Source organism: Rickettsia sibirica 246 (assembly GCF_000166935.1).
Taxonomy (GTDB): domain Bacteria; phylum Pseudomonadota; class Alphaproteobacteria; order Rickettsiales; family Rickettsiaceae; genus Rickettsia; species Rickettsia rickettsii.
Map to the genome: position 1 here is coordinate 1,176,034 of NZ_AABW01000001.1, position 13,011 is coordinate 1,189,044.

Below are 13,011 nucleotides of genomic sequence, written 5' to 3' on the forward strand. Positions count from 1 at the left end.
TTTTTATAAATTGCAAGTAAAATTTCTTTTTGTAATGCAATATTTTTACTATAAGATAGTTAGGTTATATATTTTATATATTAGAATCCAAGTTATTAACTAAAATGAGATATGAATTTTATGTACCCCCATATTAGACTTAGAAGAAATAGAAAAGCTTTTTGGCTTAGAGAGTTAATATCCGAAAGTAATTTATCGGTTAGTGATTTAGTGTTGCCTTTATTTGTTGTTGAAGGACATAATGAAAGGCAAGAAATTAAAACTATGCCTGGTATATATCGTTTATCGATTGATCAAATAGTAGAAACGGCAAAAGAAGCAGCAGAGCTGGGTATTAATGTTATTGCATTATTTCCGAGTATTGATCAAAGTCTAAAAAGTGAAAATGCCGATGAGGCTTATAATTTAGATAATTTAATATGTAGAACTATTAGAAGCATCAAAAACGCTAATATCGATATTGGTATAATATGCGATGTAGCACTTGATCCTTATACTACACATGGTCATGATGGTATTGTGCATCATGGGGACGTTGATAATGATAGATCAGTAAGAGCTTTGTGTAATCAGGCATTAGTGCTAGCAAAAGCTGGAGTAGATATTGTTGCACCTTCCGATATGATGGATGGAAGAATCAGGGCTATAAGGGAATATCTTGACAAAGAGGGATTTATAAATGTTGGAATTCTTGCTTATGCCGCTAAATATGCTTCAAGTTTTTACGGTCCGTTTCGCGATGCTGTTAAGAGTAATAAAAAGAATTATTTAGATAAATCAAGCTATCAAATGGATGTACGTAATATTAAGGAAGCAATGCTTGAGATTGAGCATGATATAGCAGAGGGAGCCGATATGGTAATGGTGAAGCCTGGTATGCCGTTTTTGGATGTTATTCGTGAAGCGGCAAATAATTTAAATGCTAAAATTTTTGCATATCAGGTTAGTGGAGAATATGCAATGTTAAAATTTGCAGCAGAAGCAGGGGCAATGGATTGGGAGAGAGCTTTGATGGAGTCATTAATTAGTTTTAAACGTGCCGGTGCCACAGGTATATTTACCTATGCAGCTCTTGAAGTAGCTGAAATATTAAAGAACAATAAAATTAAGTAGAAGTGTAAATCATTATAAAGAGGCGAAGATGACGCAAAATAAGCAATCAGTATTTAAAGGTTGGAATTTTTTAAAGCCTAAAGAAGGCGGAGCTAATGAGGTAGGAGAGTATGGCGGAGTATATCAAAGCTTAGACGGTAAAATTACGGCGATGATAAAAAAAGAGGCTTCAAGCTCAAAAAATATAGCCGAGTTTTTAGGATCTCAAATTTTTGAAGCTATAAGTCCTGGAAATGGAGCAAAGGTTAATTTAATTGCTCCTGATGATTTTAATAAATCTAAAGCCGTTGATTTGCAAATATATGTCAAATCTGAATTTTTTGAGAATTATAGTAGTGATATGTATGTGGACATGGATAAACATATGTCTGCTAAAACTAAACCGAGTTCTTGGTTTAGAAAGGATGGCGGTAGACCACTTTTTATGGGGACTAGAAATAAAGTATTTAGAACCTTAGAAAATGCTTTTAAGGAAATTAAGTATCAGAACTTTGAAAACATTATGCCGGCAAGTTTATTGATCGGCGATTTTGATATACATGTTGGAAATATAGGAGTTATCAGAGATCAAAAAAATCCAAAAACTTTACCTAAATTAGTAAGAATTGATTTTGCTGGTAGTTTTGATAATTTAACAAATAATATATATCCGCATTCAAGAGCCAAACATTTGCCTGGATTCGGTCCCACTAACCATTTTAGAGAATTTCCTTCTAATTTAAGAACAAAAAATCCTAATTTTGCCGATAGCTTACTTGCAGTTTCTAAAATTGATTTAAGCAAAACTATTGATAAAAGTTTTGATGCATTAACTAAATATTATAGTAATGAAGCAATTGCAGAATTTGCAAAACAAGCGATGCCAAAGCAATTTAATAATAAACAATCTAAAGAAATAACGCCTGAAGAAATTAAGGCTAGTTTAATAGATATAATGAAAAAAAGGCAAGAATCCTTAAAGGAATACGGCTTAGAAATTAAAGTAAATAGTTTAATTTCTAAAAAATATAGTTTTCCTTATTACGAAGTGAAAGAGCAAGGATTAAAAACATTAATGAAAGAGTATCCTGATTATTTTGCGAAAATTCTTAATTATGAAGAAAGAAAAAAAGGAGGACAAAAACTTAAATTAAGAAATAAAATTACTACTAATGTTGCAAGAATTTTAGAAATACTTAGTATTAGAGATAGTGCGAAAAAACATTTAATAAAGACAATAAAAAGTTTAAATGAAGATATTAAAGATGAAAGAAATTTAGCTGGTTCTTCTTCTTCTGATAAAATAAAGAAAGAACCAAAACAAAAATTGGTAAAGACAAATATATATGCAAACAGAGAATATGTAGATGCTCTAGAAAAATTTAAGAAAGAAGTTGGAACGGATGATATTGTTAGTGTTACTCCAAGTCAATTAGGTCTAGCTAAAAAAGCTAAACAAAAAGACCAAGATTTACTAAAATTAGATGAAGAAAATCTAAAACATATAAAGAATCTAAAAGAAAAGATTATGAAGCCTACTCAAACTACTGTAGTTAGTGTTGTTAATAAAAAGTCTACACCGGCTAAAACGAGATAATAAATGAACCAAGCAACAAGAAGCCTACAACTAAGTAATTAATCAGTAAAAGCCCATATTGCATCGGCAGCTTAATTATCTTAATCTTTTTAGAAAAATACATGGCTTTTACTACTTTAAGATAATAAAACGCAGCAACTACGCTGGTAAAAATACCACAATAAGCTAATGCGAATTCTTCTTGATTAATTGCTTGGTAAAAAAGGTAATATTTACCGAAAAATCCTGTAAGAGGAGGGATTCCAATCATTGAAAACATAACTATGCTAATTACGGCAGCTATAGTTTTATGATACTCTGCAATTCCTTGTATAGTTTTAAAACTAGCTTTATCGACGTCTTTACCGAGCAGTATAATTAAGCAAGTAAAAAATCCTATACTCCCTACCGCATATATTAGAATATATAGCAGAGCTCCTTTATATCCTTCTTGATTATGCAGAAGAACGCCGATTAATACATAACCGATATTTAAAATAGTACTATAAGCCATTAATCTTTTTAGAGAAGTTTGACGAATGGCTCCAAAAGCTCCAAACAGCATAGATAATATAGCAATTATCTTTATTAAATTATAATTAATAGGATAGTAATTACCTATAATTAATTTGCTGATATTTAATAAAACAATAACCATACCTATTTTTGAGGCAGCGTTGAAATAAGTAACCGAAGTAATCGGTGATCCTTCATATACGTCAGGGACCCAAAAATGGAGTGGAACACTTGAGAGTTTAAAGAAAATACTACTTAAAAATAGTATAATACCGATTATTAAACCAAGATTCATTCCGGAATTATCATTGAGTTTATATAAGATATCCTCAAATTGTAGGCTTCCGCCGAATCCGTATATAAAAGAAATACCGAATAATGATAAACAACTAACTAAACTACCTAAGATAAAATATTTTAAAGCACCTTCCGATGATTTCATATCATTTAATTTGAATCCTGCAAGTGCGTATGAAGTTAAAGCGGTAAGCTCCATACCGCAGAATAATAATAGAAAATTCCGTGATGAAATTGCAACAAAAATACCTACAACCGATAATAACATTAAAGTAATAAATTCAAACTTTAATTCATCAGCAACAAGAATAGAGTAATCACGGTATATAATCATGGAGATAATAGTGAATAGTAGCACTATGCTTTTACTAATACCGATATTTATTCCGGTAGCAAATGAGTACCATACTCCTTCATAACTTGAGTACTTAAAGGTAAGAAAAATTGATAATATGCATAGTAAAATAATGATATTAGAAATAATTCTATTTTTATTTGGGATCATTACGGCAAAAAACTGCCCTAAAAGTGTTATTAAAGTTAAAGTTATTTCAGGAAGTAGCAGTAGCATATAAAACTAACATTATTTATGGAAATATAAATATTAGTAAATAAATCATTTTTTATCAACAAACTTATATATAATATTGCACTTTAATACTACCTCTAATTAAAATTATTTTCTTCGTAAAATTATATTATACAAAAAAAAGCCTAAACATGATGAGATTGTACGTAGTGCATTTGAAAACCCTATAGTTGCTAAAGCCCTTTACAGCTTAGTTCTAATAATCCTTCTTTGTTCTTATTCTTTAGCAGGCTTCGTATACTGTGCAAATATATTATTACCGGCTATTAAAATTCCTATGGCTAATATTTCATAACTATAAGTGCTAATTTTGTTGAGTGTATAATGTCTTATACATTAATAATTAATAGTTGCAATAAATAAAAAAATAAATTATTTTGGTTAATCAATTTTAAATTGCTTAAATAAAATTAAATTCTTAAACTCACACCTATAATTGTTTTAATCTAATTAGGTTTTCTAATAAAAATATACTTTCTACCATTAAGTAAAAATATGAAGCCTTCTACTTCAAAATCATTAACTGACAAGTTAAGAACCTTATATAGTTCTCACGATACTTTACCAAAGCTAATAGAAGATACGAAAAAAAAGCTCAGTCTTTAGATGAATATTAAGTAAAATTACAGTTAAAGCCATAGATACGGAAAAATAAGAGAGCTGTTTAATAAAAATTATCAAGTTCAAGAAGAAAAAATTGATAATATAGTTAAGTCATAAATGAAGAACATAAGTTTGAGATACTTCGCAGAAATCTACCTAATAAAAGTGAATCAGCAATAAAAAATATAATTGAGCACGTAAACAGAATAAAAGCAGATGTCGGTAAAGTACTGTTACTCGGTAGTGCAGGAATAGGTAAAACCACGTTAATGCATTATATATCTTATAAATGGGGAAAAGGGGAGTTATGGAGTGATAAGTTTGATTATGTTTTTAGAGTTAAAAGAATTATTAAATGAAAGTTAGAAAGACGGTTATAGTGGGTATTTTGATATTAATAATTTATCTCAAAGTAAGCTTAATTGTTTTATCCATTATTGTTTAGGCAGTAGTGAAAGTACCTTAAGTGTTAAGGAAATAATGGATATCCAAAATAAAGATAAGATGTTGTTATTACTTGACGGGTATGATGAGGTAGCACATCTAAATACTCAAGATGTAAAAAGTTAATAGATAAAATATTAGAATATCAAAACGTAATAATGAGTTCTAGACCTAATGTGGTTGTAGAAGCAATGCGTAAAACAGGTTTGCGCGGAAAGTAGACAATACAGGACAGGCTGGGATAGTGAGGGAATAGAGCAATATGTACATAAAAATTTTGAGTATGATAAAGAGCTAGGAGTGCAATTAAAAAGCTTTTTGGATACTCATAGCCAAATAAAAGAAATATGTGAAGTTCCTATCAATACTGCATTAATATGTTTGGTTTGGAGTGATCAAGATATAAGGGATCAGTTTCACAAAAACAGCGATGAAGATTTGAATATAAGTCGTTTATATAGTGAAGTAATAAACTGGCTTAATAAGAGGCATATAGAAAAAAACAAAATATAAAAATAAAACTGAAGCTAATGATATAGATGAAGTTATAGAACAAGGATGATTAAAAAGCAAAGGAAGTAATTATCAATTTATTCACTTAACTATTCAAGAATTTTTAGCCGCATGTTATTTAAAAAATCAGTTAACAGATAATAAGATGCAAAAATAAGGTTGAAAACCAGTAATTTTAAATTACTAGATGCCGGGGCAAATAAAAGATTAGATGCCTATGAAATTAAGATAGATAGCCACAATAAAACACTATAGTGGAACAATGCAAAAAGCAGAAATTTTTAGAGAAATTGAAAGTTTAGTACAAGAAAGCCCATTATTATACGATTACTGTAATGCATTTTATTGGAATATAAAAATATCATAAATGTTTGCTGTATTGCTGAAACTAAAATATTTTAAAATAATATTAATGAGCAAGAGGGTATAATAAAAATATTAGTAAAAGGTATAGATTTAATAACGCAAAGTTTCTTAATAGATATATTAACAGATGTGGCTTGCAGTATAGTAGCAGCAAGGCATGAGAGAAAGCATGGAAATAAAGTAATTAGTATAAACGATATTATTCGCAATAAAATTGGAATGGAAGATTTAGACTATAACTTAAAGAAAATAGTTATTATTAAAACACAAGAACGTAGAAACGAAATAATAAATCTCTCAAAAACACCTATATCAAATTCTGATTCTACTAGATTTCAAGCTAATATAAAAGAATTAGGTAATGTAGTTAAAGAATTTAGGCTTTCTAAAACTATAGAAAGACATGATCAGGATAATATAGCTGTGCAACTAGCTTTAAAGGATTCTATTTTATTTATTGAATCTTTATATACAAACCGTGATGATATATTGAATGAAAAAAACGATTTTTACGTGCAGGATGAAAAGGGTGAAAATAGTAATATTGTCTAATGTTAATCTCTTCTGACACCTAATAAATGTAAAATCAGATAAGCAGCAATTGCCACTCTCCTAAGAATGTATCTATTAAAATACGTCTTTTTGCTTCTTTTTCAGTTTGTTTTTGCTGTTTTATAGATTTCTTACAATTATCACATGAACAACTAGAGTTATTGTTATGATTACATATAGGACCCAATAGAGCAAAACTCGTTTCTCCATAAACATAGCTATAATAATTTCTACTCTTTAGCTTAATAACTCAATTTGTATCTCGGTAGTATTTACAGAATAATTTATGATGCGTAACAAGCGGAAATAAACTAACTAAACTATTGGGAGATACATTAACATTAAATTCTTCTAATAAATTAGCTATTTTCTCATGGTTATAATAACGTTTTATTAAATCTTTGATTTGTTCTTCTGTTAAATGTGATAAATCTTTATGCGCCATAATAATATAAATTAATTGATTCTTAGGTATATACTTGTAACTTATAAAATTACAGCTGTAATAAAAAAACAATATAAATATACAACTATTTTTATTATAAAAGTAAAAATAGAAATTAAAAGACTATCAATATGAGGTAATTAGTAAACGATAAGCTTTGTAAAAAGCTTTTAGACTTTATAAATGTAATAACAAATGCATATGAAACTTTTAAATACTCGACAGTGGAAACCTTGATTACTATTTGGCTTTCCGGTTCGATAAACTACAAAAATTGGCTAACTGTCCAGACTAGAGCGTGGTAAGTTAGTATTACAGAAACAAGATATTTTTGTTTAGGTAAAGTTGATGGTAATATTTTAACAGTCCGTTTTACATTCCGAGATAATCATATAAGAATTTTTAGAGCAGGATACTGGTGCAAAGGTAAGAGAATTTATGAGCAAGAGAATAAAATACACTGATGGGGAAATAGGGGAAGTAAAAATAGTAAAAGATTTCTTGCCGCACCCTAGAGAACTTTTATTAAAAGATGATTCAGTAAAAGTAACCATTTCTTTAAGTAAAGAGAGCGTAGAACTTTTTAAATCAGAAGCAGCAACTGCACATGTTCCTTTACTAGATAAATATACTAAGTATTATAAAGAAAATAAACGAGCATAACATACTCTTCTGCTTTTAAGAATTGCTCTTTGTTATCTGCATGAATTCACGTACTCACTTATTAAGTATAAACTGTACACACTCACCATTTGATAACAAATTCAATTCTTGAAATCATACGAGTATACCATAAACTGAGCTGGCGGAGAGAGGGGGATTCGAACCCCCGACACGTTGCCGTGAACACGCTTTCCAGGCGTGCGCCTTAAACCACTCGGCCATCTCTCCCAAATTTTTAGCATTGCCTGTATGGCTTCCTATGTCATTCTCACAAGGTATTGATGTTGTTGCATAGAGTAAAAAGCCTACTCGATATCATCCCGGCGGAAGCGAGGATCCCAAAAAATAAACCTATAAAAACAAGTTTTTTATAGGTTTTACTGGATTCCCGGTTTCTCGCCGGAATGACATAAAACAATCTATGCCACAAAACCCTTAGTCGCTTGCAATGACGACTCGGGTATCCATACGACAAAGCTAAGACTTATTCTGAGAAAAAATATTATTAGCTTCTTCTAGCTCATTTTTAGTATTAACACCAACAATTAAATCATGATCAGTAGATAATAAATATGAAACTTTTTCACCGTGATTTTTACATATTTTTACTATTTCAGTTAAATAAACTTCCTTATGACCGTTAGTATTAGTAGCAAATAAAGGTAAGTATTTATTTAAAATTTCGCTACTGAAAGCCATAATACCTGAATTACAAAGCTTTATGTTTTTCTCTTCTGCGCTTGCATTTTTATGTTCGATTATCTCTAAAAATTCACCATTTTTATCAGTAGCTATTCTCCCATATTGAACCGGATTTGCTCTCTCAAAGCTTAAAGTCACTAATGCAGAATTAGTAAGGCTTAAATAAGCTATTAATTCATGCATAAGTTTTGGAGTAATAAGAGGATGATCAGCGTATAAAACTAATATTGTTTTATTTTTATTAATTAAATCTATTGCTGCATAAGTAGCATGAGCTGTGCCTTTAGGTTCTTCTTGCAGTACAAAGCGACACATATTTGCATAGGGCGTTAAATGTTTTTTAAGTTCTTCTGAATAAACTATAATTACATCATTTGTAACGTTAAGCGAATTCTTTAATACCGTTTCAAGCATTGGAACTCCACCGACTTTATGCATTACTTTCGGTAAATCGGACTCCATTCTAGTACCTTTACCGGCTGCTAAAATAATTATTTGATAATTTGCATCGTTATAAGTCATGGTTCTCCTTGTATTATTTCGTAAACATCATCAGATAACTCATAATTCCCAAAAACTCTTTGCACATCATCGCTTTCTTCTAAAACTTCCAAAAGCTTTAGTAATTTTTCGGCTTTTTCCTTATCATCTATAATTATTGTATTTAATGGGATCCAGCCTATATACGAATCTTCAGGTATGCCGTATTTGCCAGTTAAAAATTCTAGAACTTTAGAGAAATTTTCAATATCCGTATAGATTGTATGGGTGGTATCATCGGATATAATATCATGCCCTCCGGCTTCTATGACTGCCTCTAAAACATCTTCATTAGATGCTATATTTATTGGATACTGAATAACTCCGCAATGGTTGAATAAATAATTGACACTACCGGTTTCGCCTAAACTCCCACCATATTTAGTAAAACTAGAGCGTATTTCTGCAGCAGTGCGGTTTTTATTATCGGTTAAAGCTTCAACTATTATAGCAATACCATTCGGTGCATAACCTTCATATCTAATTTCCGTATAATTTTCGTTATTAGAAGAATCATTAGCACTATTAATAGCTTTATCTATTCTTTCTTTAGGGAGATTTTGACTACGTGCAGCGGTTAAAGCATTTCTAAGACGTGGATTATTTTCAGGGTTATTAGAAGAACCGGTTTTAGCTGCAGTAACTATTTCACGAATTAATTTAGTGAAAACTTTTGCTCTTTTTTTATCTTGAGCCCCTTTACGATGCTGAATATTTTTGAACTTTGAATGACCGGCCATATTTATTTTTTTTCTTTCAAAAGTAGTATTATATACTCTGAAGTAAAATGAAAAGTAATATACGAAGATCAACTGGAAAAAGAGCAAGGAGTCTGCAAACCGAGGAGCGGAGCATATAATAAACACTCAGCATCCGAGGACTTACAAAGACGACGTAGCTAATTTTTCAAGTTCATCGAGTATATTTTTTTTCTCCAAAAACGATTAATTAACCTTGTTTTGCTTTAAATCTTTTATTCTTTTTATTTATTACAAAAATTTTGCCTCTTCTTTTAACGATCTGACAATCTTTATCACGTTTTTTTAACGATTTTAATGAGCTAACAACTTTCATAAAATATACTTTTACATTTAATTTGGATTGATAATAAACATTTTTATTTAATCAGTCAATTAGGTTCTGTATTCTTGTAATAGAATAATCATAATTATGGCCATTTTTAGTTGCAAATTATAAGATTTTTTTGAAATATGAATAACTATTTCTGCAAAAATCTTATTAATTTTTGCTAAAAAATATCTCAAAATTATAATCATTAATCAAAAGTGTACAGGACCTAACAATTTAAAGTATTTAAAAAATACCATACTCAAGAAACTATAAATGAAATCAAGCAAAATGGAAGAGAATGGAGTTTAAACAAACCATATTATGATGAATTTCTTGTTGAATTACCGAAATTAGTTCAAAAATTTGATCTATCTGAAATAATTACAAAAGTAGATTATAGATTATCCAGGTAAACATGTATACATATTTAATGCAGTAGGGGAGCCAGCATCATATGCTCAATTTGCTAAATGGGCTGAGAATGCTATTAAAGATGAGCAGCAAGGTGAAAATGAAAAAGCTAATAATCAATGGAAAGCTATAAAAGCAGTATTAGAGCATGCTAAAACATCAGGTATAGATTATTGTAGTTTAATAAGAGGCTGGGAAAATAATAAAGGGGCAGCACAAGGCGCTCAGATACTGAAACTTCTTTTAAACAAAGTGAAACAAAATATTGACTTAAGTATAGATGAACTGAAGATAGCTAAAATCATAATAGACGAAGCAGATAAAGGAGAATACGGCTTATACGCTATTCCAAATAATTATAAAAATAATGAAAATGCAAAACATGCAGCTAACGAACATAAAAAATGGTATGAAAGCGTAATTAAAGATGATGATTTTTCAATGTTAAGCTTTAAGCTATAGTGTGGATACAAGCTCTATATTGCAAGAAAAAGATCTAATTGATCTATCTGAGGATGATTCTACTATATCTCCAGAAATGTCAAAGGAACAAAATAATCTTAACGATCAACAACTTGCAGCTTTGGTTCATCAAGCAACTGCTCACGCTAACAGAGAGGAAATACCACATATACAACCTTCTACTAGTTCTAATAGAGGAGAGAGCGGTACAGAAGATACTATTTTAGGTATGCTAAGGATTTAGTAACATTAATTAATGCCGGAGTTCAAGTTTTAGATGGGACTACTAATCCTCAAGATGCTCAAGGTAGCACTGCTGAAGACTTTGTAACACAAGTAAGTCATCTTTTACAAGCGACAGGAGGCGATATTAATAATTTGTTGGATATGGTACCCGATATATTAGGTAATCCTCAAAACACTAATGATGCTGTTTGGGATTTATATTAAATCCTTACCTCTTAAATTCTATAACTTCCCTTGCTTCATAAGATAAGTTATGGTAGGTTAGTTTATCTTATTATAACTCAAGTTATTTTAGCGTTGTCGGTATGGTTTGGGAATTATGCCAAAATTGTTATTGCGAGCGACTGAAAGGAGCGTGGCAATCCAGCAAAACAATAAAAAAATTCTGTAAATCAGAATTTTTTACTGGACTGCTTCGTCAATTACTCCGTAATTTTCCTCTCAATGACGTTAAAACCATACTACTCCTATTATTATCCTTTATCCTCTTCTCTAAGCCGGCTATTGCCGATCCTGAAATAGCTGAATCCTTTAAATGTTCAAAACTTTTTCCTTACTTTGAAAAAAAATTTAATATCCCATCTAATACGTTACATTCAATAGCTTTAAAAGAATCGGGAAAAAAACATACAACCCGTAAAATTAGAGTAGTATGGCCTTGGACAGTAAATGTTGAAGGAAAAGGCTATTATTTTAACACAAAAAGAGAAGCCGTAAGTTTTGTTAGAGTAGAGCTTATAAAAGGGCGAGAGAGTATTGATGTCGGATGCATGCAGATTAACTTAAGGCATCATTTAGGGGCTTTTAATTCCCTTGAACAGGCATTTGATCCAAATAATAACATTCGTTACGGTGCAGAATTTTTGCGTTCAAAATATGATCAGCTAGGGAGCTGGCACAAGGCGATAGCTCATTATCATTCGGCTACACATTCTTTAGGGTTTAAATATAAACAAGATGTAGTTAAAATAGCAAGTAATATGGCTCTTTATAAAGCATCCTTACATAGTTATCTAAATAATAATGAAGGGGCTTTAGAAGATACAATTCCAGTAAATAATAACAAAGTTCAAAAAAAATCACTTTTTAGTGGTAATAAAAGATACAGAAGTAGTATTATGATACAGGTTCCTGCTAAAATTAATTAATTCTATGAATATTAAATTAATTACATGTTTTTTAATATTAGTAAGTGCGGTAAAAGTAAATGCCGATTTTAACAATATTCAAGGTAATTTTGAATATCAGGAAGAGCAATTAATAATAGAATTACCTTGGAGCGATTGTACCGAAATTCATAAATTATTAGAGGAAAAATTATCTTTTTCAGAACAACAAATAAAAAAAGAAAATAAAATTCGTGAGAAATATAAACAATTTTATTTAAAACATAATAATCCTACTAATTTTTCTATGCAATTTCTTGAGAAAAAATCTGAGACTAATGGAGTAGAAACTTTAATATCAGGTTTTTTAAAATTTTGTGAAGATAATTTTCAAACTAGTAAAAGTAAATCTAATTCCCTAAATTATTATATTAAAAAACAACAAGACCAATGGTTTAATGGTATAAGAAATGAGAATTACAAAATATATTATAGAAAAAAATACGAAGATAATATCTTTAGAAATAATTAATTAAGGCAACTATATATCTTGTATAACCTAAATTGTTTCGATAATTTTATATAAAATTGTGTTAGTATAGTTAAGTATTAGATTTTAAAAGTGTTGTTGATTTATTCGCAACATTACCTACTGAACAAAAGTGCATAATTATTTTACTGATATACGTTGGGCTAACGGAGCTTATTGTCTGTATTGCGGCAACCAAAAGATTTTTCATTATGCGGATGGAACGAATCACAAATGTTAGGCATGTAAAAAGCGTTTTAGTATCAAAGTTGGCACAATTTTTGAAAA

The 13,011-nt window shown here is 29.9% G+C and carries 15 protein-coding genes and 1 tRNA gene; 10 read left to right on the forward strand and 6 right to left on the reverse strand.

From position 1 onward, the window contains the following. Window positions 1-120: 120 nt before the first annotated feature. Together hemB and RSIB_RS00350 are read left to right on the forward strand one after the other, a co-directional pair. Window positions 121-1,113 carry a porphobilinogen synthase gene (hemB, locus tag RSIB_RS00355; RefSeq protein WP_004998206.1) on the forward strand — a complete coding sequence of 331 codons (993 nt, stop codon included), beginning with the start codon at window positions 121-123 and terminating at the stop codon, window positions 1,111-1,113. Between the two features lie 28 nt (window positions 1,114-1,141). Next, window positions 1,142-2,689 carry a hypothetical protein gene (locus RSIB_RS00350; protein WP_004998208.1) on the forward strand — a complete coding sequence of 516 codons (1,548 nt, stop codon included), beginning with the start codon at window positions 1,142-1,144 and terminating at the stop codon, window positions 2,687-2,689. Here the strand turns inward: RSIB_RS00350 and nuoN are convergent. Then, complete coding sequence (gene nuoN / locus RSIB_RS00345; protein WP_004998211.1) at window positions 2,676-4,052, reverse strand: NADH-quinone oxidoreductase subunit NuoN; 1,377 nt, start codon at window positions 4,050-4,052, stop codon at window positions 2,676-2,678. The two genes, RSIB_RS00350 and nuoN, sit on opposite strands and share 14 nt — an antisense overlap. A gap of 890 nt (window positions 4,053-4,942) precedes the next feature. Between nuoN and RSIB_RS10030 the strand changes: the two genes are divergently transcribed. The 3 genes from RSIB_RS10030 (at window position 4,943) to RSIB_RS00340 (ending at window position 6,548) form a co-directional block, all read left to right on the forward strand. Continuing rightward, complete coding sequence (locus tag RSIB_RS10030; RefSeq protein ID WP_231567149.1) at window positions 4,943-5,032, forward strand: NTPase; 90 nt, start codon at window positions 4,943-4,945, stop codon at window positions 5,030-5,032. A 385-nt stretch (window positions 5,033-5,417) separates the two neighbouring features. Further along, the gene (locus RSIB_RS10035; protein WP_244261511.1) at window positions 5,418-5,630 is read left to right on the forward strand and encodes an N-acetylglucosamine kinase; all 213 of its coding nucleotides are present in this window, start codon (window positions 5,418-5,420) and stop codon (window positions 5,628-5,630) included. A gap of 495 nt (window positions 5,631-6,125) precedes the next feature. Beyond that, window positions 6,126-6,548: a hypothetical protein gene (locus tag RSIB_RS00340; protein WP_004998214.1), complete on the forward strand. Its 423-nt coding sequence runs from the start codon at window positions 6,126-6,128 to the stop codon at window positions 6,546-6,548. A 250-nt stretch (window positions 6,549-6,798) separates the two neighbouring features. Here the strand turns inward: RSIB_RS00340 and RSIB_RS06660 are convergent, their stop codons facing one another. After that, window positions 6,799-6,993, reverse strand: coding sequence for a hypothetical protein (locus RSIB_RS06660; protein ID WP_016728257.1), 195 nt, complete (start codon window positions 6,991-6,993; stop codon window positions 6,799-6,801). 438 nt (window positions 6,994-7,431) lie between these two features. On the opposite strand from RSIB_RS06660, the gene RSIB_RS10040 reads away from it, so the two are divergent. Then, complete coding sequence (locus RSIB_RS10040) at window positions 7,432-7,656, forward strand: hypothetical protein (protein WP_004998215.1); 225 nt, start codon at window positions 7,432-7,434, stop codon at window positions 7,654-7,656. Between the two features lie 140 nt (window positions 7,657-7,796). Here the strand turns inward: RSIB_RS10040 and RSIB_RS06665 are convergent. From RSIB_RS06665 to ykgO, 4 genes are all read right to left on the reverse strand, one after another. Further along, window positions 7,797-7,884, reverse strand: a tRNA-Ser gene (locus RSIB_RS06665). A 249-nt stretch (window positions 7,885-8,133) separates the two neighbouring features. Further along, complete coding sequence (locus RSIB_RS00330) at window positions 8,134-8,880, reverse strand: sugar phosphate nucleotidyltransferase (protein ID WP_004998219.1); 747 nt, start codon at window positions 8,878-8,880, stop codon at window positions 8,134-8,136. Then, a complete protein-coding gene (locus RSIB_RS00325; protein ID WP_004998223.1) occupies window positions 8,877-9,638 on the reverse strand; it encodes a YebC/PmpR family DNA-binding transcriptional regulator in 762 nt (253 codons plus the stop codon). The genes RSIB_RS00330 and RSIB_RS00325 overlap by 4 nt, the downstream gene beginning before the upstream one ends. A gap of 208 nt (window positions 9,639-9,846) precedes the next feature. Further along, a complete protein-coding gene (gene ykgO / locus RSIB_RS00320; protein WP_004998227.1) occupies window positions 9,847-9,972 on the reverse strand; it encodes a type B 50S ribosomal protein L36 in 126 nt (41 codons plus the stop codon). 660 nt (window positions 9,973-10,632) lie between these two features. Here ykgO and RSIB_RS00315 point away from each other — a divergent pair. From RSIB_RS00315 to RSIB_RS00305, 4 genes are all read left to right on the forward strand, one after another. Then, entirely contained in the window at window positions 10,633-10,842 is a 210-nt protein-coding gene (locus RSIB_RS00315; protein ID WP_004998229.1) for a hypothetical protein, read from the forward strand. 1 nt (window position 10,843) lies between these two features. Next, window positions 10,844-11,086: a hypothetical protein gene (locus tag RSIB_RS10045; RefSeq protein WP_004998231.1), complete on the forward strand. Its 243-nt coding sequence runs from the start codon at window positions 10,844-10,846 to the stop codon at window positions 11,084-11,086. Between the two features lie 307 nt (window positions 11,087-11,393). Further along, on the forward strand, window positions 11,394-12,236 hold the full coding sequence (locus RSIB_RS00310; protein ID WP_004998233.1) for a lytic transglycosylase domain-containing protein: 843 nt from the start codon (window positions 11,394-11,396) through the stop codon (window positions 12,234-12,236). 4 nt (window positions 12,237-12,240) lie between these two features. Next, window positions 12,241-12,726 carry a DUF2532 domain-containing protein gene (locus RSIB_RS00305; RefSeq protein ID WP_004998236.1) on the forward strand — a complete coding sequence of 162 codons (486 nt, stop codon included), beginning with the start codon at window positions 12,241-12,243 and terminating at the stop codon, window positions 12,724-12,726. Window positions 12,727-13,011 lie beyond the last annotated feature (285 nt).